Below are 25547 nucleotides of genomic sequence, written 5' to 3' on the forward strand. Positions count from 1 at the left end.
AGATCCTATAGAGACCAATATCAAACTGTGCAGCGAATAAGACAATAATTAAAGCGCTAAACACCCTAGGCTTGCTAAGGCCATGATATTGTGAGTTGTATGTCCTATTATTAATGAGTGTATTAATGAGTATGTAGTCGCTTAGCGTTACTTAACTCAAACCAGCGTAATAAAACTAATAAAATTAATGGAGACGATTGTGCGTATATTATTTGTCATGATGTTAACAATTTGTTGTCATTCGGCTTTTGCTCAATCTGTGAGTATACGTACGGATGAGTGGTTCCCCATGAACGGTAAGCCTGGGCAAAAGCCAGAAGGTTTTTTAATAGATTTTGCCAAGCGTACTTTCGATAGTGTGGATTATAAGCTGATGTCTTGGCAGCGAGCTGTAGAGGAAGTTAGGCAGGGCAATTTCGATTGTGTGGTTGGCGCTTTTAAAGAAGATGCGCCGGGCTTTGTATTTCCCGAAGAGAGCTGGGGAGTCAACCAAACTGCAGTTTATGTACGCTCCTCTGATACATGGCAATACGATGGCCCCTCATCACTGCTAGATAGAAAGGTTGGCATTATCAAAGGCTATTCCTATGAAGATGAGATTGATGCTTTGGTAAAAACTCGCAAAGATGTATTTAAGGCTTTGTCGGGTGTTGATGCCTTAGATAAAAATGTTAAAAAATTAGCTGCTGGCCGTATTGATACATTGATAGAGAGTGAGCCTGTTGCCAACGCTAAAATTTTACAACTGGGCTTACAAGGCAAAATAAAGCTAGTGGGCCATACCAACCTGCCGCAGCCTATGTATATCGCCTGTTCACCCGCTAAAGCAAAATCTAAAGAGCTGGTTAAACGTGTTGATGAGGTCATCAGGGAATTGCGAGCTAATGGTGAGATAGAAAAAATTATGTCCCAATACGGTTTAAGTGATTGGAAATAAACCGCGCAAATAAAAGTTGCTGTTAATGATGCCGCCACTACAACTGCAAGCTAAAGATTTTGCTAGTTACCTTGGCAAGGAGCTGGGGGTATCACCTTGGTTGCTGATAGACCAGCAGCGTGTGGATCAATTCGCCGCCGTGGGCGGCGATCAGCAATGGATACACACCGACCCCGAACGCGCAGCGGCACAAACCAACTTTGGCGGCAGTATTGCCCACGGTTATTTAATATTGGCTTTAGCGCCACTGCTAATGAGCCAGGTCTTTACGGTAACTAACGGCCGCATGGGAGTTAATCGCGGTTTCGATAAGCTGCGCTTTATTAACCCTTTAAAAGTAGGGGATAAGTTGCGGTTACGGCTTGCGGTAATGGCTGTAGCGGCAAGTGTGGAATCAGAGCCAGCTTATATAGATGTAAAATATAAACTGCAGTTCGAAGGTGAAAACTACCCAAAGCCGGTCTGTGTGGCCGAACTCTTAAAGCGTTGGTATTAGCTATTAGCGGCCATATGCATGGCTGTTCTATTTACCCAATTATGACTTTCCGTTATGATTCTTAGCCTATTACTCCTGCCCTAAAGTTGGCTGCAGCCCCATAAGGCTTAGTCACCCCCTTCAAACATAGGTTGTGATGCATGGAATCTCTGAGTTCAAAATTATATTGCCGCTATAAGCACGCCTCACGCTTACCCCATAGGGATGAAGTGCTGAATTGGGTTGAAGAGCTACTGGCGTTTTTATTTCCCGAGCGTTTGCAGCAAGAGTTTGCTGATGAAGCTGAATTTAATCGCGCCTATGTGCAGTTTCAGCTGGATTTTGAATGCTTGCTCAGTGTGGTATTTGCTGCCGCCGGTGATACCCGTTCGCCTGCCGCACTGCGTGAGCAGTTTGAAGTTGAGTTACCTGTCATCATCGATATTTTGCAAGATGACTTAATAGCCATAGAGCGAGGCGACCCGGCAGCGAAAAGCCGTTTAGAAATTATTGCTACTTATCCAGGCTTTTATGCCATTGCCCTGTACCGCATTGCGCATTTGTTAGATAACTTAAAAGTACCTTTATTGCCACGCATACTCAGTGAGTTTGCCAGCAGCCGCACCGGCATAGAAATACACCCTTCAGCGCAGATTGGTCGTTTCTTCTGCATAGACCATGGTGGCGGTGTGGTTATTGGTGAAACCACGGTAATAGGTGAGCATGTCAAACTTTACCAGGGTGTGACTTTGGGTGCGCTCAGTGTTGCTAAAAACATGGCCGATCACAAACGCCACCCCACTATAGAAGATAATGTAGTGATCTACGCGGGTGCCACCATACTGGGAGGCGACACCGTAATAGGCGCCGATAGCATCATAGGCGGTAATGTTTGGCTGACTAAATCCGTGCCGCATTGTTCGCGGGTTTATCACCAGCCTGAAATTCAAATCAGGCAGGCCGATTGCACAGAAAAACTGGGCGATGCCGGTTTATGAGGCTAATAGAGCTAATTGGTAATACCCCCTTAGTTGAGCTGCAAGCTGTAGTGCAAAAACCGGGCATCACGGTTTTGGCCAAACTAGAGGGGCAAAACCCCGGTGGTAGTGTTAAAGATCGCGCTGCTGCCTTTATGATTCAAGGCGCACTAGAGCGCGGTGAACTCGGCCCAGGGGTTAAGCTTATCGAGGCCACTAGTGGCAACACCGGCATAGCGCTGGCCATGATAGCCAGCTTACACGGGGTGGAAATAGAGCTGGTAATGCCCGAGAGCGCCACTGCCGAGCGGGTGCAAACCATGCGGGCCTATGGCGCTACGGTTACCTTGACCTCGGCCCAAGGTGGTATGGAAGAGGCGCGAGACTACGCCGACGCCAAAGCGGCGCAGGGTGGCTACAAAATACTCAATCAGTTTGCCAACCCCGACAATTACCGCGCCCACTTTGAAACCACTGGCCCAGAGATTTGGCGTGATACCGCAGGGGCGGTAACGCATTTTGTCTCCTCTATGGGCACCACCGGCACGATTATGGGGGTATCGCGATATCTCAAGCAGCAAAATGCCGCCATACAAATAGTCGGAGCTCAGCCTACCGAGGGCTCACAAATACCGGGTATACGCAAATGGCCAGCGGCTTATATGCCTAAAATCTTCGATAGTAAAAGAGTTGACCAAGTCATAGAGATATCTGAGCAAGAAGCGCGTATAATGACGCGCCGCTTAGCGCGTGAAGAGGGGCTGTTTTGTGGTATGAGCAGCGGAGGCGCAGTGGCAGTGGCCGCAAAGCTTGCCGAAACCCTAACTTCCGGGGTGATAGTCTGCGTGATTTGTGATCGCGGGGATCGTTATTTAAGCTCGGATTTATTTCAGTAACAGCAGCCGGTAGCACCAGAGAGTAGGTCTCGCATTAGATCAAAAAGTTATTACCTTATTAATACTTAGTCTTTTATTTAATTAAAAGAATTGTTCATAATGCGCGCCATTGTGGTAAATGCCAGCCCACGTTAGGGCGTTTTGCTGTAAAATTTGCGCTTTTGCTCAGCCCAAGCGCTGGGTGTGGGCGAGTAAAGAGCAGAATCTGGGAAAGCTGAACAGAGTTTGAGTAAGGCGCTAGGGTCTATGGCCCCAGTGATATTTAAAATTTTTTAGATTAATTATTTGAGACGACTTATGTCAAATGAAAAATCTGCGGCGCAGCTGGCCGTGGCTCAAACAGGCCCGCAGGGCTTGTTGAGCACTGAACAAATGGGGCGCGTACAGGGTGCCATCACCGATCTGCAACCACAGCAGTTGATCTGGCTAAGCGGCTATTTTGCCGGCTTAAGCGGCCAGGCTATGGTAGCGGGCGCGGCAGCTCCTGCCGCCAGCGCCGAGGCTGCTCCCGGAGCGACTATAACGGTGTTATACGGTTCGCAAACCGGTAACGCTCGCGGTGTAGCGGAACGCTTGCACGCACATCTCACTAGCAAAGGTGCCAGCGCCAAATTGGTGGACATGGAGGATTACAACCCTCGCCACCTGAAAAGCGAAACTCACCTAGCGATAGTTGTTAGCACCCAAGGTGAGGGTGACCCACCAGATTCAGCGCGCGGCTTTTTAGAGTTTGTGCAGGGCAAAAAAGCCCCTAAGCTGGCCAACCTCAGCTATAGCGTGATGGGCTTAGGTGATTCCAGCTACGAGTTTTATTGCAAAACCGGTAAAGATTTTGATGAGCGTTTGGCCGAATTAGGTGCCAGCCGCATAGGCGATCGCATCGATGCCGATATAGATTACCAAGCCGAAACCGAACAGTGGTTAGAGCAGTGGCAGAACCATTGGCAGGATAAGCTAGCTACTGCTGGTGGCGCGGCTACAGCTGCCGCACCAGCGCTAAGCCTGGTTACCGAAAGTGCCTACAATAAGTTTTCACCCTTTAGTGCTGAGATTATCGATAATTTCCCTATTACCGGCAGCGGTAGTGAGAAAAATATCATGCACGTAGAAATCTCATTGGAAGATTCAGGCCTAAGCTACCAACCTGGTGACGCTTTAGGTATTTGGCACAGCAACGATGCCGCCTTAGTGGAAGAAATTTTAGCGGTCACCCAATTAGACGGCGACACTGAAATTACTTGCAATAAAGAGCAAAAATCGCTGCGTGCAGCCCTGCTAAACGACAGAGAGCTAACTTTATTACACCCCAAGCTGGTGGAATACTTAATAGAAAACAGCGGCGAAAACGACAAGCGCTTAGTATGGAAAGGCTTAGCCGAAGGTGAGCGCGCCGATTTCCTAGCAGCTATTTATCAGCGCCAAGTAGTCGAAGTGTTAGAAGAAATGCCGCACGGCTGGCAGGCGCAAGAGTTGTTTGATCAACTGCGGCCATTAACGCCACGTTTATACTCTATTGCCTCTAGCCAGAGTGCGGTGGAAGAAGAAGTGCACATCACCGTGCGTGAAGTAGTGGAAGAGCGTCAAGGTAAAAAACGTTTTGGCGGCGCTTCACATTATTTAGCGGCATTAACCGATGATGACAAGGCCAAAGTATTTATAGAGCCTAACCGTCACTTCCATTTACCTGAAAGCACCGATACACCCATTATTATGGTAGGTGCTGGCACTGGCGTAGCACCTTACCGCGGCTTTATGCAAGAGCGTGAGGCGCAAGGAGCTAAAGGTGAGAACTGGTTGTTCTTCGGCAACTCCAACGCCCGTTACGAATTTTTATACCAAACTCAATGGCAGGCCTGGCACAAATCCGGTTTATTAAGCCGTATCGATTTAGCTTTTTCTCGCGATCAGGCTGAGCGTATTTATGTGCAAGACCGTATACGTCAGCAGGGCGAAGATATCTTTGCCTGGCTGGAAAAAGGCGCACACTTTTATGTGTGTGGCGATAAAGACGCCATGGCCAAAGGCGTAGAGCAGGCATTGATAGACATAATTGCCGCGCACAACGACAAAGGCATAGAGTTTGCGAAAGCCTACTTAGATGATTTACAGCGCAAAGGTCGCTACCAGAAGGACGTATATTAAGATGACACATCTAGCCGATCCTAACTACATACCCGTTACCGATATAGAAAAAGGTAAAGCGGCCAGTAAAGGTTTACGCAGCACCCTAAATGAAAGTGTTGCCGACCAACTGAGTGGCGCGGTTGCCGATAGCGATATCCATACCTTAAAGCACCACGGTACTTACCAACAGTTTAACCGCGAAAACCAGCACGAGCGCAAAAAGCAATTCTTAGAGCCCGAATACAGCTTTATGATACGTGCGCGCATCCCCGGTGGCGTATGCTCACCTAAGCAGTGGTTAGCGCTGGACGAAATGTGCCAAGAGTTTGCTAACAGCACGATTCGTATTACCACCCGTCAAACCTTCCAGTTACACGGCGTTATTAAAAGTGATTTAAAACCCACTTTCCAAGCCATGAACAAAGTATTGATGGACAGCATCTGCGGCTGCGGTGACGTTAACCGTAACGTGATGTGTAACCCCAATCCAGTAGACAGCCGCGCCCACGAAGAAGTGTTTGAGTGGGCCAAGAAATTGTCTGAGCATTTATTGCCAGCTACTCGCGCTTACTACGACCTGTGGTTAGACGGTGAAAAAGTTGAAAACCCCGAAAATGTAGAAGAGCCTATTTACGGCCCTTACTACTTGCCGCGTAAATTTAAAGCGGTAGTGGCTATACCGCCTTATAACGATGTCGATATTTACGCACACTGCTTGGGTTACATCGCCATTATCGAAGACGGCAAACTGCTGGGTTACAACGTAACCGTAGGCGGCGGCTTGGGTATGACCCATGGCGACCCCAAAACCTACGCGCGTATTGCTGATCACATAGGTTTTTGTACCCCTGATCAAATGCTGAAAATTGCAGAAGAAACGGTAAAAATTCAACGCGACTACGGCAACCGGGTAGAGCGTCGCTTTGCTCGCTTTAAGTACACCATAGGCGACCGCAGCATAGAGTGGTTTAAAGAAGAACTGCACAAGCGCTTAGGTTTTGAATTACAGCCTGATAAGCCTTTTGAATTTATCAGCAACAGCGACCGCTACGGTTGGGTACAGGGCCACGACGGCAACTGGCACCTAAACCTGTTTGTAGAAAACGGCCGCATTAAAGACGACGCCGAGCAAGGTTTGCAATTATTAAGCGGTATGCGTGCCATAGCTGAAGTACACCAAGGTGACTTCCGCATGACCCCTAACCAAAATATTATTATTGCCAACATCACGCCCGAAAATCGTCCGCAAATCGAAGCCTTGGTTGAGCAGTACGGTTTACAAACTGGGCCGCAGGTATCACCCATACGTCAAAACTCTATGGCTTGTGTGGCATTACCTACTTGCCCCTTGGCGATGGCCGAAAGTGAGCGTTACTTGCCTAGCCTAGTGACTCATATAGAGAAACTGGCGGAAAAACATGGCATAGCCGACTTACCCATTACCGTGCGTATGCAAGGCTGCCCCAATGGCTGTGGCCGTGCGGTACTGGCTGAAATCAGCTTTATCGGTAAAGGCCCAGGCCGTTACAACATGTACTTAGGTGCTGGTGGCCACGGTGAGCGCTTTAGCGTCTTGCATGAAGAGAACATAGACGAGTCAGAAATTTTACCCATAGTGGATGACTTGTTAGGCAAGTACGCAGCTGACCGTAATGCCGATGAGCGCTTTGGTGATTTCCTAGTGCGCACGGGTGTGGTGAAGGCTTATGAAGGTCCACAAGACTTCCATCGTCAAGAAGCCTAATCACGCAGCATAAAAGACCTAGAAGATTTTTTAGCGGCTGTTAAATAATCTTCCATAATAAAAAGCCTTATTCACTGTGCTATGCAGGACATGAATAAGGCTTTTTTGTTACTGAACAACGATAGAGTTTTTTGCTAAAGCTTATGAAATTTTTCCCCATTTTTGCAGACTTGCATAACAAAAAAGTGCTGGTAGTAGGCGCAGGCAAAGTCGCCACAAGAAAAATTGAGGCGCTGCTCAAGGCCGGTGCGCAAGTGTGGGTAGTGGCCGAACAAGCCTGCCCAGCTGTGCAGGCTTGGGCACAGCAACAGCAAATACAGTTGCAGTTAAAAAGTTTTAGCGCCGAAGACTTAGCGCAATGTTGGCTGGTAGTGGCAGCCACCGATGACAGCAGCGTAAACCAGCAAGTACAGGCTGCAGCCGTGGCACAGTGCCTGTGGTGCAACAGTGTGGACGACCCCCAGCACAGCGAATTTATTATGCCTGCGGTAGTAGACCGTGGTGATATACAAGTGGCTATATCCAGCGGCGGTAATGCACCGGTATTGGCGCGGCGGCTGCGCGCGCAAATTGATAGTTTATTGCCGCAGGCTATAGCCGAGGTGGCAAGCTTAATGGGGCGCTGGCGCGATAAAGTTAAACAAAGCCTACCCAGCTTCGATACGCGCCGCCAATTTTGGGAGCGCCTGTTAGACAGCGACATACTGCAGCGCTTTACCGCAGGCCAGCAAACGCAAGCCGAGCAACTAGCTCAGCAGCTATTGGATGATTGCAGCAGTAATATCACCAGCCTACAAAAAGGCCATGTCAGCCTAGTGGGCGCAGGCCCCGGTGACGCCGAGTTGCTCACTATTAAAGCCCAGCTGCGTTTGCAGCAGGCCGATGTGATTTTTTACGATGCCTTGGTGGATAAAAGCATACTGGAGCGTGCCAGACGCGATGCCGAGTTTGTTTACGTAGGCAAAACCAAGGGCTTTCACAGCGTACCGCAAGAGGAAATCCAGGCACGCTTGGTGGCCTCGGCACAGGCGGGCAACAAAGTGGTGCGCCTAAAAGGTGGCGACCCCTTTGTGTTTGGCCGTGGCGGCGAAGAGCTACATGCCTTGGCCGAGGCAGGTATTAGCTTTGATGTAGTGCCGGGCATCACCGCCGCCGCCGCGGCAGCGGCCTATACCGGTGTGGCGCTAACTCACCGCGACTATGCGCAATCTACCGTGTTTGTGACTGGTCACGGCCAAGAGGGCGGAGATTTAGATTGGGCCAGCCTGGCAAAAAGCCAGCAAACCCTGGCTATTTATATGGGCTTGCACCAGTCGGCTGATATACAAAAACAGTTGATAGAGCATGGCCGCGCCCCCAATACGCCGGTAGCGATAATCGAAAACGCCAGCCGCCCAGAGCAGCGCAGTGTAGGGGGGCAGCTTAAAGATCTGGCCCAGTTAATACAGCGCCACGAGGTAAAATCACCGGCTATTATTTTGGTGGGTGAGGTATGCCAGCAGCTGGGGGATTACCACTGGTTTGGTGCTAAGCCCTTAAAGTAATACCGTCAACCAGTTATTCTTTTTAGTTATTAGCTTAGTGATAGTTAGTATTTTATTTCATGGTTGATATTTTCCATAATACGCGCCATTAACAGCCCCGCTAGGGCTGAGATCGTAGACCACTGTTTTTAAAGTAGGAGAGTGCCATGGCATTGGCAGACAAAGTAAACACCCTGATCGCCGATTTACAGGCCATGGCGCAGGAGCACAGCAGCATCGTATTGGCCAACAGCTTAGGCGCAGAAGACATGTTGCTAAGCCATGTGATTTTGCGCAATAAAATTGCCATAGACATATTCTCGCTGGATACCGGCCGCCTGCACCCCGAAACCGTTAACCTGCTGTCTACCATAGAATCGCGTTACAACTACCGCGTGCATGTGTATTACCCCCAAGCCGAAGCCACCCAAAACTACGTGGCTGAAAACGGCATTAACGGCTTTTACAACTCTTTAGAGGCCCGTAAAAGCTGCTGCTACATACGCAAAGTAGAGCCGCTAAAACGCGCCTTAGCAGGCAAGGAGGCCTGGATTACCGGCATGCGCAGCGAGCAATCCCCCTCACGTGCCGGCATAGACGCCAAAGAGTGGGACGAAGGCAACGGCCTGTGGAAGTACAACCCACTGGCCACTTGGACCGAAGCCGAGCTGTGGGAATATATACGCGCCGAGCACGTACCCTACAACCCCTTACACGACCAAGGCTTCCCCAGCATAGGCTGCGCGCCCTGTACCCGCGCGGTGCAACCCGGCGAGGATGTACGCGCTGGCCGCTGGTGGTGGGAGCAGCGTGAAGGCGGCCAGGAGTGCGGCCTGCACGTGGCGGAAGCGCCAGTCACTATCTTGAAATAGTTTTTAAAAAAATCCTCGCAATGCGGGGATTTTTTTTATTGGTCATACCCAAGGCGACTCCTTCTAGTCGCGGGGCAGGCTCTACCGGCGAACGCAGGTATCCATAGTTTTTATTTGTAAAAAAGTCTGCGCTTCACAGATAAATTGCATAGTAATCAAGGCGACTTTCTGCAGACTCAGCGCACCGCGCTAAGAAAATGCATATGCTTTTCGTATTGGTCTAGCACGTCGGCGATAACCTGGTCTTCTGTCCAGCCCATGATGTCGTAATCTTGCCCGCCTTCGGCTAGGTAAACTTCGGCGCGGTAGTAGCGTAGTTTTTCATCGCGGCGGCGGGTGGTGTCGCGCATAATAAAGCTGGGCGGGGTGTAGGGGCGTGCGTGTACGGAGTAGAAAAACTCTTGCTCATCGCCGTGGTCCACCTCTATCCAAATCCTGCCCTGTTGGTCGTTGGTGACCTTTGCATCCAGCGAGCGTTTGGTTAATTCGTCTACTACTTTTTTGAGTGAGGGCTCTACGATAGTTTCTAAAAAGCTGATTACTTCGTTGTGGCGAGGTTGGTGCACTATGCGTGATAAGCGCTGTTGCCAGCCGCCGGGGCGTGGGGGCAGGCGCGGGGCTATCATGGCGTCGCGGGAGCTAACTTGTTTGACTACTTCTAGCCGTAAAGCGCGTACCAAGCCCCAGCACATAAAGAGCATAATAATGGCAAAGGGCAGGGCGCTGGCTATTACCACGGTTTGCAGGGCGGCTAAACCGCCAGCGACTAGCAGCGCGGCGGCAATGCAGCCCTCTAGCACCGACCAGAATATGCGCTGCCACACCGGGGTTTCATCGTCGCCACCGGAGGTGAGCATGTCTACTACCAATGAGCCTGAGTCGGAGGAGGTGACAAAAAAAGTAATGACTAGCACGGTGGCGATTAGCGAGGCGATAGTTGAAAAGGGCAAGTATTCTAAAAACTGAAACAGTGCCACCGAAGTGTCGGCGGCAACGGCTGCTGGCAGCTGCACATTGCCTTGTTCCAAAATCATGTGCAGGGCGTTATTGCCAAAAAAGGTCATCCACATAAAGGTAAAGCCCACCGGCACAATTAATACCCCGGTAACAAACTCGCGTATGGTGCGGCCACGGGAAACCCGCGCGATAAACATGCCCACAAAGGGCGACCAGGCTATCCACCAGCCCCAGTAAAATAACGTCCAGCCGCCTATCCAATCGCCGGGTTGATAGGCGTATAGGTTGAAAGTGGTTTCCACCAGCCCCGATAAATAAGCCCCTACGTTTTGCACATAGGTTTGTAGCAAGTACACGGTAGGCCCTACCGCTAACACAAACACTAATAAGATCACCGCCAGTATCAGGTTTAACTCAGACACGCGGCGTATGCCGCCATCCAAGCCCATGGCTACCGAAATCGTGGCAAAGCAGGTGATGATGGCGATGAGTGCCATTTGCCAGTTAACATTGACCGGCACATCAAACAGATAGTTTAGCCCGGAGTTGACTTGGATCACCCCAAAACCCAACGAGGTTGCCACCCCAAACAGCGTACCTAATACCGCAAATATATCGATAGCGTGGCCTATGGGGCCGTAAATTTTGTCGCCTATTAGCGGGTAAAAAGCCGAGCGTATGGTGAGTGGTAAATTATGGCGAAAAGCAAAATACGCCAGCGCCAAGGCCACTACCGCATAAATCGCCCAGGCGTGCATGCCCCAGTGAAAAAAAGTGATGCGCATAGCTTGGCGCGCAGCCTCAACGGTGCCTGCATCGCCTACCGGTGGGTTCATGGTGTGCATGACCGGTTCGGCCACACCAAAAAACATTAAGCCTATGCCCATGCCAGCAGAAAACAGCATGGCAAACCAAGATAAAAAACTATAATCCGGCTCGCTGTGGTCTGGCCCTAGTTTGATATGGCCATAACGCGACAGTGCTAAAATCACCACAAATAATAAAAACAGCGCCACCGCTAATACATAAAACCAACCCGCAGTGTGTACCACCCAGGCATTGATTGCCGAGAACAGCTGGTTAGCCAGCTGCGGCGCAATAACAGTAAATAGCACAAAGATCAGGCACAGGGTGACTGAGCCTATAAATACGGGGAGGTTAACTTTTATCCAGCTTGGCTTTTCCTCTTTATTATTGCTGGCTATGTCTGTTGCGTTGTTCATAGGGTTATCCGTTTACAGTTGCGGTGTATGGGATGTGCTTATAGGTAAAAGTCTAGGGTGATATACAGTGCGTCAAAGTCGCCTTCACCCACTTGGCCGTTGCGGTCTATAAAACCATCTTGTACTAAATACTCTACATAGAGCCAGCCGGGGCCATAGTCGTATTTAAAACCCGGCGCATAAGCGGTAACGGTATTAACGCGGTTGCCTTGGGTTTTGGGTTGGGCTGCGCTGGCATCTATATAAAAAGTCCAAGGGCCATGGCGGTAGCCTAGCTCGGCGGCCAAACGATTATTTTTAATCGTTTCTGGTAGCATGGCAGTTTGCCAATGGGCTTTGGGTAAGTCTCGTGTTTGTTGTATGTATGAGGCTTTTAAAAATAAATTATCGATTTCGCCTAAATAATACAAAGCAAAGGCCTGATGGCTACCGCTGGTAGGTTTATCCGGCGTGCCGGTAAGGTCCTGCAGCTGGCCAGCTTGTAGTGATAGGCCTAGGGCGTGCTGCGCTGTGGCCTGCCACAAGCCATTAGCCACCCAGGTTTGCACCTTGCGGTAGGTGGTAGCGCTGCCCCAGTGGCCGTTGTCGTCTAGGGTGTCGGTACTGTCGCCACCCCAGTCGTCGGCCAGGTAATAAGCAAGGTCATAGTTAAACTTACTTTGCTCGCGGCTGAGTTTAACCCCTACATCCATTTGATCGCCATAGCCCGCCAGCAAGATATCACCGGGCCAGAAGTTGCTGGTTTTCCAGCCGAAGGGCAGCTGTGATTTGCCCACCCGCAATGTGTAATGGTCGCCCCAACGCCAGCCCACCCAGGCTTTGTGCATAGCGAATTCACTACCGCTAGAATTATTGTCAGGGTCAGTAAAACTGCCGGGGCCTATACGCATTTCAGCCGAGTACAGCCAGCGGCCTTCATCCTTTGCGTCGCCATCGGCATAAATAATCAACGCCTCATCACCGAACTCGCCCCCGCTATTGTTATTGGCTTTGTCGCCGGGCAGGTATTTGTAATTACCCCATACACCTGCGGATAAGGTTTTTTGGGCCTCGGCGCTAGCGTTAGAGCTGGCGGCCATCAGGCCTAAGCACAAGAAGGGCAGGGCTAAAATTTTTTGTAACGAGGGTTTATGTGGTTTGTGCTCGCTTAGTAAAATTTTCACAATAGAGCCAATTTTTTTTGGAGAATTTCGGTTTTTAGCGGCATTACAGCTAAAACATGGGGTTTTTCGTTGGGTAATTATAACAAGCTTATGTGCTCTATGTTTTGAAAAGGCCATAAAAATGGGGTTTGTATTTATGTTAGCATTGTTTTTTTCGTGTTGGTTTATTAAGCATAGTGCATGTTGATGATTTAGCTTGTTTAAAAAAGTTAGGTTGTTTTGCAGGAAGGGGTGGTTTTTTCTTTTTTATCGTAGTCATTGGGTTAGTTGAGTTCCGCCCAGCTGGGCGGGTTCATTATTTTGATTCAAAAATGCTATTCGCATTCTTTCACCCTACGGGCGCCTTTAGACCACAGGCGTCCAAACTGCTATGCAGTTTGTGCTTGCCCAAAGAAAACAGAACCAAAAGAAAGGGCACCCCTAGTCCGTCGTCGGCTACGCCCCTTTAATTTATAAATAAGCCTGCGCTACTCAAACAAATTGCATGCAATTTGGACGACCTTTAGGTCGCCCAGAGGGTGAAAAAAAAACCTTAGTTTTTTTGAATCAAATTAACGGCCGCTGCGGAACTCACCTTTTGAAGATACTTAATCTTCAAAAGGCTCATACAGTCCTCGCTATTTTGTGCCGTTAAATTCCTCCGTTGCTCGGCGACTCCCAAGGGGGACGGGTGCTTCGTAGTGAGTTTGGTTTGTGATAATAGATTGTTGAGTAGAGCGTTGTTAGCTTTGATGGCATTAGTACTGCGTGGAACACGCTGTACTAATGGGGAAGGTCATACCGGCGAACGCCGGTATCCAGTGGCTTGGATTTTGATGACACAGCGATACTAAGGCTGTTTATCAAAAACCTTTGCACCTTCGGGTAACTCAAACCAGCTTAGTTTTTCACTGACCCAAATATGTGCCGTGGGCTCAAATACACTATCGTCTTCTAGGTTTACCGGTTTGAGTTTTAATTTTACCGTGGAGGGATCATCGGGGTTGTAATGGTACACACGGTTACCACAGTTAGGGCAAAACTTAGCGCTATTAATATTGCCGCTATCAGAAGGACGGCTCCATTCTTTAAGCTCACCACTAAACTCAATAGTATCCGCCGGAATCATCGCCGTAACACTAAAAGGCGCAGTCGATAACTTCTGGCACTCAGTGCAGTGGCAAGCCAGCACCATTTTGGGTGCTTCATGTAACGTATAAGTAAGTTGGCCGCATTGGCAGGAACCTTTGGTGGGGAGTTTCATGGTGGCTGTGCTCCTGGTGTGTTGATTGAGTAAGAAATTTTATTGAGGCTGTAGTTTTCTTGACCGGTATAGTAAAAATCTCGTTTGTCTCTAATGGTTTTCAAGTATTCTGACATAGAGAGATATTGTTGAATTAATATTGATCAAAGAAGTTTTTTAGGTACTTAGTTTTCATTTAGTCCGTATGCCCTTGAGCCTAGTTTGTTTTTATAAAAGTTTTCGTATTCGATAACTTCTTTTTGTGTAAGAGATTTTGGTAAAGTACGTAATATTGAAAACCTAAACTCGCGGTGCATATTCTCGCTATTCTCACATATATTCTTTAGCAGCTTATTACCACCATGGCCAGATGTTGAATAGTTTTTCCACCTGCCATATATGCCATCAATACCGCAAGCTGAACCAATATACTGTGCGCCTGTACTAGGTTGTAATATTAAGTATATTCCCGCCACGTTAGATAAAGCAGATTGCCACTCTCGATTTGCTTCAGGGTGATTAAAAATACGGCTTAACTCATCGAAATTTAGAACAAAATCGAGATATCCAGGAAAAGGTCTTGCATACCCAGTAGGCAATATTTCCACAACTTCCTTTTCAGTGAACCATTGATGCCATGCTCTCGTGGATTGCCCCCAGTCAATTACTATTCTCTCTTCTAAATCCTTGTAACCTTTTTCTTTCTCGAGTCGGTAAAACCAATTATCAGGATCTTCGGAAAGCGTATAAGAACTAGGTAGGCTAACTTCAGCAACTCGAGAGCGCGAAAGAACTTTATATACCCCATATAATCTAGCTTTACTATACGGTAGGCCAATGAAGGAAATCATATATTCGCAATCGAGAATAGGTTTAGATTGGCAAGCTTGATAGGTTTCAAGTTGTCCTGTTGTCATTAGTTCATAGAGGTCATGTCGCTGATCTTGATGCCGAACAAGTTTAATTTTCTTACTTGTGTCTAAGCCTCTTAATTTTAGTAATTCAACAATATTCATATGTTACTTGAGGATACCTAGCAATTTGTAAAGATAATTGTTGGAGAGTCACGGTTATATGTAAATCTCAATAGAAAAGTAAATTTCTGTATATTTATGCCTTAATATACAGAAATTTAAATATGAACACCTAATTCTTTATCTGTGTAGTATTTACAGTCTTAATACTAGTGGCATACTTTCTACGAAGCACCCAAACTCCCCTTGGGAGTCGCCGAGCAACGGAGAAAAGTAGCGGTATTCATAGCGAGGACTGTCTGAGTATTTTGAAGATTGAGTATCTTCAAAATGCGAGTTCCGCAGCGGCCGCTAGTTTTGGAGTAGCGCAGGGCATCGGCGTAGCCGACGACGGACTAGGGGGGCCCTTTGGAGTTAAGAGGCCTTTGGGCATGCAAAGGTCTCTTATCGCCCGGCAAGGCGAAACGTTACTGGAAATACAGTGGGATAATCAAAAAAGAAAAAAAGTTATGGATACCGGCGTTCGCCGGTATGACGATGGGGGGAGAAGAGGCGAGAGCCTAATATAAGTCACTCGTCCGGTAAGCGATATGGTGGGAAGGCTAACCAGCCTGCCTCCTATTCCAATCCACACACTCCTCCAAAGTCACACCATTCCCCCCAAAAATATCCAACGCACTACCTATGGTCAAATCCACCTTGCCCCCAGAAAGCTGATCCACCTCCTGCAAATCCTGCAGCGATCTAGCGCCACCGGCGTAGGTAACAGGGATGCTGCAATGTTGGCCTAACAAGCTAACCAAATCTTTATCTATACCTGCCTGCAAACCCTCTACATCAGCGGCATGGATTAAAAACTCAGCGCAGTGGCTGGCCAGTTCGTTTAAGGTGTCGGCATTAACGGCGGTGTTGGTAATGGTTTGCCAGCGGTCGGTGGCGATGTGCCAGCCGCTTTTGGTTTTGCGGCAGCTTAAATCCAGCACTAGCCGGTCTTTGCCGCATTCGGCTTTGATTTTTTCTAACCGCTGCCATGAAAATTCACCGCCCTCAAATAAGTAAGAGGTAACGATTAGGTGTGAGGCACCGGCGTTTAAAAACTCGGCGGCGTTGTTGGGGTTAATGCCGCCGCCAAATTGTAAGCCTTGGGGCCAGGCTTGCAGGGCGCTAATGGCCTGTTCTTTATTGCCGGGGCCTAGGGCGATAACGTGGCCGCCGGTGAGTTGTTGCTGCTGGTATAGCTGGGCGTAGTAGCGGGCGTCGTGGCTGCTCACAAAGTTAGTGGCAGCGCCCTGTTCGGTGAGGCTGCCGCCTACGATTTGCTTTACCTGACCTTGGTGTAAATCTATGCAGGGTCTAAACAGGGTCACTGGGCAGGCTCCGATTCAGCGCTTTGGTTGTTGAGCAAGGTTTCATAGGGTTGCTCTTTGCCGGGGTAGTCGGCCATTTTTATCAAAGGGTGAAAGGCGATTTCTATGGCCTCTTCTATGTCGTCTTCGCTGGATAATAGTTTGCGTCTACGCACCCATACTGGGTCGGCCTTTTTGGTGTCCAGCTCTTGGGTGGTGGATATGCCGCCGTAGTTAAGCAGTACTCTTTGTAAGTCTATGTTGTAGATGTTAACTAATAGCGAGGCGGCTTTGATTTCTTGGTTCCAATCAAAACCTAAAGGGATGGATTTGTCGGCACCACGCAACATGGGCTTGCGGTTAACACCGTTAAAGCGGGCTAAGTGCTGCAAACCATTATTGTGTTGTGCGTTGTGTTCTATCACGTCGGCAAAAACGATGGCATCAGCATCGGTTTGTTTTTTTAGGGTTTGGCCGGCGGTGTACATTACGCGCTGCCAGGTAATATTGTCTATGCGGCCGGTGCTGGGGTCGTAGGGCTGGCCGTAGCTGCGTATGGCTTGTTTCCAAGCGTTTTCAAAGTGGTACTCGGGCAGTACTTGGTAGCCGTTGTCTTGTAAGTATTCTTTAACATGGCGTTTAACGCGGCTATCGGCCTTGCGCAGGTGCGACATAACGGGGCGGCCAAAGCTGGTGTTAGCCACTATGACTTTTTTAATGGGCTTGGCTTTTACCAATTCTTGGTTGTAGCGGTAGGGGAAGGCGGAGGCTCCTTTTTCAGAGATGCTGCCGTTATTGCTACAGGCACTGATGAGTAATGCTAGGGTAATGAGTATAATGCGCACGTTGAGTCCTCACGGCGGTTAGGCCGGCTGGCTTGTGTGATGAAAGATGATGATGAATTTGCTGGGTGATTCTAACAACCGTGTACCCAGATGAGAAGCCGAGAATAAATAATGAGCAAACAAGCCTTAAGCCTATACGCCCAAGTGGAAGCCACGGAAGCCGCCAATGCTGAAACCGTGCTGTTGCTACACGGCTTATTTGGTATGGGGGTTAACTTGGGGGCGGTGGCCAAGGCTTTGGCAGCGCATTACCAAGTACACAGCCTGGACCTGCGCAACCATGGCCAGTCGCCCCACAGCGAGTGCATGGGCTATGAACTAATGGCCGCCGATGTGCTGGCCTATATGGATGTTCAGGGCATAGCCCAAGCCCATGTGCTGGGCCACTCTATGGGTGGCAAGGTAGCCATGCAGCTGGCGCTATCGCAGCCGCAGCGCGTGAGCAAGTTGATAGTGGCTGATATTTCACCGGTAGCTTACGAGGCTAATCATACGGATGTATTTGCGGGTTTAAATGCAGTCGATTTTGACACCATCAATAATCGCCGCGATGCCGAGGCGGTATTAGCTCAGCACGTACAAGAGCCAGCGGTAAGGCAGTTTTTGCTGCGCAATATGTACAGGGATGAGAACAAACGCTTTGCCTGGCGTATGAATGTAGCCGCCTTAGAGGCTAATTATGACGCGATTAAAGCAGGCCTTGAGCAAGAGGCAGTATTTGAAGGCGAAGTGTTATTTATTAAAGGCGAGCAGTCTGATTATATTTTACCCGAACACCGCGAGCGCATATTGCAACTGTTCCCTAAGGCTAGTGTAAAAGTGATACAAAACACTGGCCATTGGTTGCATGCTGAAAAACCGGCGGCGTTTAATTTGTTGTGCCTTAACTTTTTGGCGAAAAGTTAAGGCAGCGGCAAGTGGCAAGCTTCAAGTGGCAAGAAAAATTAAGGCAGTGGCAAGCGATAAGCTTCAAGTGGCAAGAAAAATATTGACTGAGTAGGTGAGGCTATCAAAATTATTAGCTTGCTGCTTGCTGCTTGCTGCTTGCTGCTTGCGCTCCTAGCGCAACCTAATCCCCTGTTTTTCTATATCAATAAGCTTTTTCTTATACAGCGTGCCACAGGCTTTTTTAAAGGCTTTTTTGCTCACCCCAAAAACTTTGTATATGGCCTCGGGTGGGCTTTTGTCGTTGAGTAGCATAAAGCCGTCGTTTTCTTTGAGTTTGTCTAAAATGCTTTGGCCTATGGCGTCGTGTTGCTGCTGGTTAAAGCCTATGGGGTTGAGGCTTAGGTCTATTTTGTTGTCGCTGCGTATTTTTTTGATGTAACCCGTGTGGCTTTGGCCTTTTTTAAGGGGCTGTATTAGCTCGTTGTCGTAGAGTAGGCCGAAGCATTGGTGGTTGATTATGGCTTTGTAGCCCAGCTCGGTTTTTTCGGCGATCAGTAAGTTTACTTTTTCGCCGTCTTTAAAATTGTGCTCGTCGTCGCTGAGCAAGTGATCTAAGCGGGTGGAGGCGGTAAGGCGATTTTTTTTATCCAAATAGACTTTGGCCAATACGTGGCGGCCCACTTGTAGCTCGAACTGTTGCTCGGCAAAGGGAATAAATAAATCTTTAGGCAGGCCCCAATCTAAAAAGCCGCCTACGTTAGTGACATCGGCTACTTGTAGCCAGGCGATTTCGCCTAGCTGGGCTTTAGGTTTGAGGGTGGTGGCAGCCAGTTCGCCTTCGGCATCTAAATACACAAATACCTCTATATTTTCGCCCACTACTAGGCTGGGGGTATTGGCGGTGGCGGTGAGTAAGATGGAGCCCAGTGGGCCACCATCTAACATGGCACCTACGGCGTTAATTTTACTAATGCTGAGGGTGTTGGTTTTGCCGATTTGTACGGTGCTGCTTTGGCCCATGCTGTGCTCTATTTATGGCTATCAGTGTAAAAGCGCCATTCTACCGTAAAGCCGTTGGCGTTATTAGTGTTATCTGGGCGGGGCAGGGTTAGTTTATCGCGGGTAGTGGCCAGCCAAAATGTTGCAGCAGGGTGCTCATGCTTTCATCTAGGCTGGCCTGTAGGGTTAAGGGCTGTTGGCTAACGGGGTGGGGTAAGCGGATTTCGGTGCAGGCTAATAGTAGCCGATGGCAGTTAAACTGTTGCTGAAAAAAACGGTTGTGTACGCCCTTGCCGTGTTTGGCATCACCTATGATGGGGTGGCCCAGGTGTTTTAGGTGGCGGCGGATTTGGTGTTTGCGGCCGGTTTCTGGCTGTACCTGCACCAGCGAGTAGCGGCTGTGCGGGTAGCGATCTACGCAGTAGGGCAGCTCTATGGTGGCCAGCCTTTGGTAGTGGCTGATGGCCTCTTGCGCGGGTTTGTCGCGGCGGCTTTTTTTATCGCTGATTTTATCCAGCTTTTCTTTTAAAGGGTGGTCTACGCTGCCTTGCTCGGGGGCGTAGCCGCGCACTACTGCCCAATAGGTTTTGCTCACAGTTTTATCGTGAAAGCATAGGCTAAGCTGGCGGGCTATGGCGGAGCTTAGGGCAAAGATCAACACGCCCGAGGTGGGTTTATCTAGCCGGTGTATAGGGTAGACATGCTGGCCTAGTTGGTCGCGCAGCATTTGCAGGGCAAAGCGGGTTTCGTGGCGGTCTATCATGCTGCGGTGTACTAATAAGCCCGAGGGTTTATTAATGGCGACTAGGTATTCATCCTGGTAGATGATTTCCAGTTCATCACTCATGGCTGGCAGTGGCGGCTTGTCCTTTGGCCAAGCGTAGCTCTCGTACCACCCAGCTAATATAAATGCAGCCTATCACTATGCCCAAGATCCAAGCGGCGCTGTAGCCAAACAGGGTGAGCATAATACCGCCAGCGATGGGTGCAGACATACGGCCCAGTGCCGAGATAGAGGTGGCAGTGCCCATCATGCGGCCGCGTATGGCTTCGGGGGTGCGCTGTGAGAGTAGTGAGTTGAGCACGGGCATGCAGAAGGTGGCACCGGTAATGGCCACAAAAAAGGCGGTGACTATGCCGGTTTCGCTTTGAAAAAACAGGGCAATGCTGTAGCCCAGTATTAAGCCCAATATGCCGGTGGCCAGCAGTTTTAATTCGCCTATGTGTTTGACTAGGCGGCCCATTAAGCCGCCCTGTATTAATACCGCAACCACCCCTTGGGCACCAAATACATAGCCGGTTTCCTTAGGGCCCCAGCCCAGCATGGCGGCTACCCATAAAGGGAAAATATAGCCCATGAGGCTAACGCTGTGGTTGTGTAAAAAGTATTGCAGGCACAGCCAGCGGTTGCCGGTTTGTTTCATCATGCCGTATAGCGAGCTTTTGTCGGCAGGCTGCTGGGCTTTTAATAAGCGCTGCTCGGGGCTTAGGCTTTCTTTTAAGAAGATAAAGCCCGCCAGCATGGCAGCGAGTGATAAACCGGCAGCAACCAGCGAGGGCAGTACTAGGTTGTAGTGGTCGCCAGCTAAGAGGCCGCCCAAAAAGGGGCCTATGGTCATGCCTATACCAAAGGCAGCGCCTATGGCACCCATGCCCTTGGCGCGGTTTTCGCTGGTGGTGATGTCGGCGACAATGGCGGCGGCGATACCGAAGTTACCCGCCATGACCCCGCCTAGGGCGCGGGCAAAAAAGATGCTCCAATAACTGTCGGCCTGTGCCAGCAGCCCGTAACCCACGGCGCCGCCAAATAGGCAAAACAGCATAATGGGTTTGCGGCCCCATTTGTCGCTGAGTTTGCCCCAAAAAGGGCCGCAAATGCCGGAGCAGACAGAGTAAACGGCGATCAACACGCCTATATCAAAACTGCTAAGACCTATCTCTAAGCCTATAAAGGGCAGTATGGGGATGACGATGCCAAATCCAATAAGGTCGATAACTACGGTAAGAAACAGAATGGGCATGTAGGCGTTTATTATGTGTTAATGATAAAAGCCGCAAGCATAAGCAGTTTGTGCTGACATTGCCAGCCTACAGTGCGTTTTGACTTTATGGCTGCGGTTTAGTGGGGGAGCCTGGGCATTGGTGGCTGAATTGCCCCGGTGCTTGATTACCCAGTTGGCTGAGCATTGCGCTGAGTTCGGCGCTGGGTAGTTCTATCAACAGTTGTACATCAGCACCGTAGCTGGCCTCGATGATGCGGCCTTGAACTTTGTCGGTGAGGTGGCGCACTATGGCTTCGCAGGGGTAGCTACACTGCAAGCTGAGCTGGCTAAGGGGGATGTGCCGCTGCAGGCTGAGTTGTTCGCTCGCCTGTTGCACGGCTGCCGAATAGGCGCGTACCAGGCCGCCAGCGCCCAAGCGGGTGCCACCAAAATAGCGCACCACCACGGCCATGATATTGCCGATTTGGCGGTATTGCAGCACTTGCAGCATGGGCTTGCCAGCGGTGCCCGAGGGCTCGCCGTCGTCGCTGGCGGCCATGCTGTCGGGGTTTTGCGGATTGCCTATCACATAGGCCCAACAGTGGTGGCTGGCGTCGGGGTATTGCTGCCTGAGCTGTTCTAAAAACGCCAGCGCCTCGGCGCGGGAGCTTACCGGTTGCAGGTAGCAAATAAAGCGGCTGCGTTTTTCTTCTAGTTCAAAACGCAGCGCTGACTGTGGAATCAAGTAAGACACAATATGGTTGTTAGGCTAAAACTGATTTAGATGGCGGCAGCTACACTGGCGTTTTCGCTAGGGCTTTGCTGCTGGCTGGCTAGGGTAGCGAATTCTACATAAAATTGTGAGCCTTTATTAGGTTCGCTGCGGGCATGTATTTTGGCATCTACTAATTCGCAGTACTGCTTGCATAGCGCTAGCCCTAGGCCGGTGCCGCCATAGCGGCGGGTGGTGGAGGTGTCGGCCTGTATAAAGGGATCAAACACCACGCTTAATTGCTCTTCGTTCATACCTATGCCGGTGTCGCTGACGACAAACTGTACACGCTCGGGCTGTGCTTCATCGTAAAGTACTTGTAAATGAATATCGCCGTGCTGGGTAAATTTGCAGGCATTGCTAAGCAGGTTAAAAAATATTTGCCGGAACTTGGTGATGTCGCTATAGAGGTTGGGGGCGGTTTGGCTATTATCAAAAAATAATTGGTTTTCGCCTTTTTTAGCCAGTGGCCGTATGGTGTTAATGACCTCTTGCAGGATTTGATTGGGGTTAAAGGCCTCTTTGTATATGGTCATATTGCCGGACTCAATTTTAGAGAAGTCCAGCACATCGTTAATTTGGTTGAGCAGGTGGCGGCCTGCGTATAGCACTTTTACTAAGTCTTTAGCTTGTTCATCTTGGTCTATTTCGCCGCGCTGTAAATCTTCTAACATCATTTCGCTATAGCCTATGATGGCGTTGAGCGGGGTGCGCAACTCGTGGCTGATGTTGGCCAAAAAATCACTCTTGGCGCGGTTGGCTTGGTCGGCTTGAGTTTTGGCGGTGTGTACTTCGTACATGGCCCGCTTCATTTTGGCGGACATAATATTAAAGGACTCTGCCACGGCCCCCAGCTCATCTTTATTTTTAATGGGTATGCGGTAATCAAAATTACCATTGCCAATAATAATCGCCCCCTGCTTGAGGCGGTTGAGTTCGCTGTTGGTATAGCGTATTAAAATAACCCCCAGGCCTATGGTGAGTATGATGGAGATAAAAAACACCACGATGGTAATGCGGTTGGTGACTTTTTCGGTTTTACTCATTTCAATGTTTTGGCTTTCAGCTATATCAATAAGCGCGTCTTTTTGAATTTGCAATAGGCTTAATAGCTGTTGGTATTGAATGGTGCTGTGATCGGGGTCGAAATATTGCGCATTGCTGGCTGTGCCTCTATAAAAGTCTTCCCAATATTGGCTGAGCTGGCTGAACTGCTGCCACAGTAGTTGGTAATTGTCGGTGCTGGTCGAGTTGGCAAACTGACCTAGTTTTTTTAAGTCGTTTTGCAGTTGTTTGATGCCCGCTAACGCCTGGGTGATTTCTGGCAGGCTTATGGACTGCCCTGCAGTTTGCTGTAGGGAGTGATGAAGTAAAACGGTTCTGTAAAAGCTATCTAAATTTTGTTTGATCGAGGAAACTTCCAGCTGACCCTGTACCGCTTGTTGTAGTTTTTTAATACTGGCTTTACGGGTGTTATTGCTCCAAGAGTCGGTGCCCACGTTGATGGAAAACAACACGAGAATAGTAATAATAGCTAGGGTTAGGCGCTCGCGTAGATTCATAGTATGGGCTTTTGGGTTTTTATATTTGGTAGTTTTTTTCGTGGTAGCGGCCAAGTAAACCCAATAAAGCATTAAAGTCTACGGGCTTGGTAGCGTAGTCATTGCAGCCTGCCGCTAGAGCTTTTTCTTTATCGCCTTCAAAAGCGTGGGCGGTAAGAGCGATTATGGGTAGGCTGGGAAATAATTGTTTAATTTCTTTACTGGCAGTCCAACCATCTTTTATGGGCAGCTCCATGTCCATTAAAATGATATGGGGTTTCAGTTGCTTGGTGATGGTGACGGCATCTTCACCATTGATTGCCGAAATCACATGGTAGCCTCTGCGTTGTAGCCGCCGCGAAAGCATATCGCGGTTCATCTCGTTATCTTCAACTAATAAAATAGTGTCCATAGTCATGGGGCTATTGTGTTCCTATTAAGGTATGGCGGCATCATTCAGTTGATAGATATTAATTGCCGCTAAAATACCTTTGGCCTGTATGGTTTGGCTTTGGCCTATGGAGAGTATGGCGGTGGAGTCGGCAAGAGTGGATTCAGAAATAAGAATTTTGCCCGCTGGGCAGGCATCTTCTATGCGGGCGGTTTGATTAACGGTGTGGCCCACTACGCCGTATTTAGTGCGTTTTAGTGAGCCTATATTGCCTGCGATAACGGGGCCGGTATTAATGCTAATGCCCATTTGTATAGCGGGTAGGTTCTCTTTAAGGTTTTGCTGGTTGATGGCGTCCATGGCTTTTTGCATGGCCAGTGCGCATTGTATGGCCCTGTCGCTATCGTCTTCGCGATTAATGGGGGCACCGAATATGGCCAGTATGGCGTCACCAATAAATTCGTTAACCGTGCCGTTGTGGCGCATGATAATTTCAGACATGGCCCCCAAATAATTATTGAGCAAACGCACCACTTGTTGCGGCGGCAGTTGCTCGGCTATGGTGGTGAAACCGCGTATGTCGGCCATCATAATGGTGGCTTTGCACTGGCTGCCGCCCAGGTCTAAGGCATCGGGGTTTTCTAATAGGGTGTCGGCAATTTCTTCTGATACGTAGCGGCCAAAAATTTTGCGGATAAATTTTTGATTTTTTTCTAGCTCTTGCCGGTATAGCTGCTCTTTATCTAACCAGCGTTTGCGCTCTACGCCGGCGCTAATACGTGCTTTTAATAACACGGGGTTAATGGGTTTGAATAAAAAGTCTTCGGCGCCGGCCTCTATGCAGCGTATAACTCGCTCGGTGTCTTTATTGCCCGAAACCACAATCACGGGTATGGCACGCCATTTGTGGTGTTGTTTTAGCCTGGCCAGTAACTCGTGGCCATCCATTTCAGGTAGGATTAAATCTAGCAGTATTAAATCTACCGCTTGGTACTCTAATAGGGCTAGCATTTCTAGGCCGGATGCTGCCTCTAACACTTGATGTTGGTCGCGCAGTAAATGGCGGCGGATTAGCTCGCGGCTTTCGCGCTGATCATCAACAATTAAGATGCTGCCGCTGGTTACTTTTTTGGTGCTGGGGTAGGGGGTATTGGTATTAATTTGGTGTTGGTTGTCAAACTCTAGTAGTTGCAGGGTGAGGCGATCGATATGCTCTAACTGTTGCTGTGATTTTTCGTCTACTTGCTGTTCTTCTTGTATTAGCTCTATATAGCCCTGTAGGGTGCCGATCAGGTTTCTGAGGTCGTGCCAGATTTTTTGGTATTCGGGTATGGCGCCGCGTTGCTGTTGTAGGCTGAGGTTTTCTAATTTTTCGGCGGCGATTAATAGCTTACTAAAATCGCTGTGTATAACACCGTGCTGTTGGTATTGATTGCTGTAGAGCTCGGTGGTGGCATTAACAATTAGGCGTGCAGTTGCCGGCCAATTCTTGGACGGTTTGTTAGCAGCAAAGCCACTGCGTGAGGATGTGTTCATATAGCCACCATGCTAATGATTTTTTTAGTATTGTTTTGTGTCTGGCCGCTATCACTGGGCAAGCGCGATTAAGTATATCCTAGTATCCCCAAAGCGGTAGTACCGTAATGGGGTATTAAGTAAGTGAAAACTGGCATTGTGCTAAGGCTGTGTTATATTT

At 49.1% G+C, this 25547-nt stretch carries 22 protein-coding genes; 9 read left to right on the forward strand and 13 right to left on the reverse strand.

Translation table 11 applies throughout. The features are described 5' to 3' along the window. Window positions 1-259 precede the first annotated feature (259 nt). The 8 genes from NO559_RS08070 to NO559_RS08105 all read left to right on the forward strand — a co-directional run bounded on the left by NO559_RS08070 (window position 260) and on the right by NO559_RS08105 (window position 9548). Window positions 260-937, forward strand: coding sequence for an ABC transporter substrate-binding protein (locus NO559_RS08070; protein ID WP_258331302.1), 678 nt, complete (start codon window positions 260-262; stop codon window positions 935-937). A gap of 25 nt (window positions 938-962) precedes the next feature. Continuing rightward, complete coding sequence (locus tag NO559_RS08075; protein WP_258331303.1) at window positions 963-1433, forward strand: MaoC family dehydratase; 471 nt, start codon at window positions 963-965, stop codon at window positions 1431-1433. Window positions 1434-1573: 140 nt separating this feature from the next. Next, window positions 1574-2410, forward strand: a complete 837-nt coding sequence (epsC, locus tag NO559_RS08080; protein ID WP_258331304.1) for a serine O-acetyltransferase EpsC — start codon at window positions 1574-1576, stop codon at window positions 2408-2410. Further along, entirely contained in the window at window positions 2407-3285 is an 879-nt protein-coding gene (cysM, locus tag NO559_RS08085) for a cysteine synthase CysM (RefSeq protein WP_258331305.1), read from the forward strand. The genes epsC and cysM overlap by 4 nt, the downstream gene beginning before the upstream one ends. A 297-nt stretch (window positions 3286-3582) precedes the next feature. Beyond that, the gene (locus NO559_RS08090; RefSeq protein ID WP_258331306.1) at window positions 3583-5427 is read left to right on the forward strand and encodes an assimilatory sulfite reductase (NADPH) flavoprotein subunit; all 1845 of its coding nucleotides are present in this window, start codon (window positions 3583-3585) and stop codon (window positions 5425-5427) included. 1 nt (window position 5428) lies between these two features. Continuing rightward, window positions 5429-7153 (forward strand): assimilatory sulfite reductase (NADPH) hemoprotein subunit, encoded by a 1725-nt coding sequence (gene cysI / locus NO559_RS08095; RefSeq protein ID WP_258331307.1) that lies wholly within the window; start codon window positions 5429-5431, stop codon window positions 7151-7153. A 143-nt stretch (window positions 7154-7296) separates the two neighbouring features. Beyond that, window positions 7297-8697, forward strand: a complete 1401-nt coding sequence (gene cysG, locus NO559_RS08100; protein ID WP_258331308.1) for a siroheme synthase CysG — start codon at window positions 7297-7299, stop codon at window positions 8695-8697. Between the two features lie 146 nt (window positions 8698-8843). Further along, the gene (locus tag NO559_RS08105) at window positions 8844-9548 is read left to right on the forward strand and encodes a phosphoadenylyl-sulfate reductase (RefSeq protein ID WP_258331309.1); all 705 of its coding nucleotides are present in this window, start codon (window positions 8844-8846) and stop codon (window positions 9546-9548) included. 176 nt (window positions 9549-9724) lie between these two features. Here NO559_RS08105 and NO559_RS08110 read toward each other — a convergent pair whose 3' ends face one another. The 6 genes from NO559_RS08110 to NO559_RS08135 all read right to left on the reverse strand — a co-directional run bounded on the left by NO559_RS08110 (window position 9725) and on the right by NO559_RS08135 (window position 17278). Beyond that, a complete protein-coding gene (locus tag NO559_RS08110) occupies window positions 9725-11728 on the reverse strand; it encodes a choline BCCT transporter BetT (protein ID WP_258331310.1) in 2004 nt (667 codons plus the stop codon). 38 nt (window positions 11729-11766) lie between these two features. Continuing rightward, complete coding sequence (locus NO559_RS08115; RefSeq protein WP_258331311.1) at window positions 11767-12891, reverse strand: OprO/OprP family phosphate-selective porin; 1125 nt, start codon at window positions 12889-12891, stop codon at window positions 11767-11769. Between the two features lie 829 nt (window positions 12892-13720). Beyond that, window positions 13721-14134, reverse strand: coding sequence for a GFA family protein (locus NO559_RS08120; RefSeq protein ID WP_258331312.1), 414 nt, complete (start codon window positions 14132-14134; stop codon window positions 13721-13723). Between the two features lie 164 nt (window positions 14135-14298). After that, the gene (locus tag NO559_RS08125; protein WP_258331313.1) at window positions 14299-15129 is read right to left on the reverse strand and encodes a GIY-YIG nuclease family protein; all 831 of its coding nucleotides are present in this window, start codon (window positions 15127-15129) and stop codon (window positions 14299-14301) included. A gap of 560 nt (window positions 15130-15689) precedes the next feature. Continuing rightward, on the reverse strand, window positions 15690-16454 hold the full coding sequence (hisA, locus tag NO559_RS08130) for a phosphoribosylformimino-5-aminoimidazole carboxamide ribotide isomerase (RefSeq protein WP_258331314.1): 765 nt from the start codon (window positions 16452-16454) through the stop codon (window positions 15690-15692). After that, window positions 16451-17278, reverse strand: a complete 828-nt coding sequence (locus NO559_RS08135) for a hypothetical protein (RefSeq protein ID WP_258331315.1) — start codon at window positions 17276-17278, stop codon at window positions 16451-16453. Before NO559_RS08135 ends, hisA begins: the two co-directional genes overlap by 4 nt. A gap of 111 nt (window positions 17279-17389) precedes the next feature. On the opposite strand from NO559_RS08135, the gene NO559_RS08140 reads away from it, so the two are divergent. Beyond that, complete coding sequence (locus tag NO559_RS08140) at window positions 17390-18184, forward strand: alpha/beta fold hydrolase (protein WP_258331316.1); 795 nt, start codon at window positions 17390-17392, stop codon at window positions 18182-18184. A 153-nt stretch (window positions 18185-18337) separates the two neighbouring features. On the opposite strand, the gene NO559_RS08145 is transcribed toward NO559_RS08140, so the two are convergent. The 7 genes from NO559_RS08145 to NO559_RS08175 all read right to left on the reverse strand — a co-directional run bounded on the left by NO559_RS08145 (window position 18338) and on the right by NO559_RS08175 (window position 25387). Further along, window positions 18338-19186, reverse strand: coding sequence for a S1 RNA-binding domain-containing protein (locus NO559_RS08145; RefSeq protein ID WP_258331317.1), 849 nt, complete (start codon window positions 19184-19186; stop codon window positions 18338-18340). An 88-nt stretch (window positions 19187-19274) separates the two neighbouring features. Further along, window positions 19275-20012 (reverse strand): tRNA pseudouridine(65) synthase TruC, encoded by a 738-nt coding sequence (gene truC / locus NO559_RS08150; protein WP_258331318.1) that lies wholly within the window; start codon window positions 20010-20012, stop codon window positions 19275-19277. After that, window positions 20005-21186 carry an MFS transporter gene (locus NO559_RS08155; protein ID WP_258331319.1) on the reverse strand — a complete coding sequence of 394 codons (1182 nt, stop codon included), beginning with the start codon at window positions 21184-21186 and terminating at the stop codon, window positions 20005-20007. Before NO559_RS08155 ends, truC begins: the two co-directional genes overlap by 8 nt. Window positions 21187-21271: 85 nt before the next feature. Next, entirely contained in the window at window positions 21272-21901 is a 630-nt protein-coding gene (locus NO559_RS08160; RefSeq protein WP_258331320.1) for a YigZ family protein, read from the reverse strand. 26 nt (window positions 21902-21927) lie between these two features. Continuing rightward, window positions 21928-23481 (reverse strand): HAMP domain-containing sensor histidine kinase, encoded by a 1554-nt coding sequence (locus tag NO559_RS08165; RefSeq protein WP_258331321.1) that lies wholly within the window; start codon window positions 23479-23481, stop codon window positions 21928-21930. A gap of 19 nt (window positions 23482-23500) precedes the next feature. Continuing rightward, the gene (locus NO559_RS08170; RefSeq protein ID WP_309149062.1) at window positions 23501-23878 is read right to left on the reverse strand and encodes a response regulator; all 378 of its coding nucleotides are present in this window, start codon (window positions 23876-23878) and stop codon (window positions 23501-23503) included. An 18-nt stretch (window positions 23879-23896) separates the two neighbouring features. Beyond that, entirely contained in the window at window positions 23897-25387 is a 1491-nt protein-coding gene (locus NO559_RS08175; RefSeq protein ID WP_258331322.1) for an adenylate/guanylate cyclase domain-containing response regulator, read from the reverse strand. Window positions 25388-25547 lie beyond the last annotated feature (160 nt).

This window comes from Dasania sp. GY-MA-18, from assembly GCF_024734385.1.
Taxonomy (GTDB): domain Bacteria; phylum Pseudomonadota; class Gammaproteobacteria; order Pseudomonadales; family Dasaniaceae; genus Dasania; species Dasania phycosphaerae.

Bases quoted from the DNA above. Each gene is read 5' to 3' on its own strand.
- NO559_RS08075 (WP_258331303.1), top strand. From the start codon at position 963: ATGATGCCGCCACTACAACTGCAAGCTAAAGATTTTGCTAGTTACCTT.
- epsC (WP_258331304.1), top strand. From the start codon at position 1,574: ATGGAATCTCTGAGTTCAAAATTATATTGCCGCTATAAGCACGCCTCA.
- cysM (WP_258331305.1), top strand. From the start codon at position 2,407: ATGAGGCTAATAGAGCTAATTGGTAATACCCCCTTAGTTGAGCTGCAA.
- NO559_RS08090 (WP_258331306.1), top strand. From the start codon at position 3,583: ATGTCAAATGAAAAATCTGCGGCGCAGCTGGCCGTGGCTCAAACAGGC.
- cysI (WP_258331307.1), top strand. From the start codon at position 5,429: ATGACACATCTAGCCGATCCTAACTACATACCCGTTACCGATATAGAA.
- cysG (WP_258331308.1), top strand. From the start codon at position 7,297: ATGAAATTTTTCCCCATTTTTGCAGACTTGCATAACAAAAAAGTGCTG.
- NO559_RS08105 (WP_258331309.1), top strand. From the start codon at position 8,844: ATGGCATTGGCAGACAAAGTAAACACCCTGATCGCCGATTTACAGGCC.
- NO559_RS08110 (WP_258331310.1), bottom strand. From the start codon at position 11,728: ATGAACAACGCAACAGACATAGCCAGCAATAATAAAGAGGAAAAGCCA.
- NO559_RS08120 (WP_258331312.1), bottom strand. From the start codon at position 14,134: ATGAAACTCCCCACCAAAGGTTCCTGCCAATGCGGCCAACTTACTTAT.
- NO559_RS08125 (WP_258331313.1), bottom strand. From the start codon at position 15,129: ATGAATATTGTTGAATTACTAAAATTAAGAGGCTTAGACACAAGTAAG.
- NO559_RS08140 (WP_258331316.1), top strand. From the start codon at position 17,390: ATGAGCAAACAAGCCTTAAGCCTATACGCCCAAGTGGAAGCCACGGAA.
- NO559_RS08145 (WP_258331317.1), bottom strand. From the start codon at position 19,186: ATGGGCCAAAGCAGCACCGTACAAATCGGCAAAACCAACACCCTCAGC.
- truC (WP_258331318.1), bottom strand. From the start codon at position 20,012: ATGAGTGATGAACTGGAAATCATCTACCAGGATGAATACCTAGTCGCC.
- NO559_RS08155 (WP_258331319.1), bottom strand. From the start codon at position 21,186: ATGCCCATTCTGTTTCTTACCGTAGTTATCGACCTTATTGGATTTGGC.
- NO559_RS08165 (WP_258331321.1), bottom strand. From the start codon at position 23,481: ATGAATCTACGCGAGCGCCTAACCCTAGCTATTATTACTATTCTCGTG.
- NO559_RS08170 (WP_309149062.1), bottom strand. From the start codon at position 23,878: ATGACTATGGACACTATTTTATTAGTTGAAGATAACGAGATGAACCGC.
- NO559_RS08175 (WP_258331322.1), bottom strand. From the start codon at position 25,387: ATGAACACATCCTCACGCAGTGGCTTTGCTGCTAACAAACCGTCCAAG.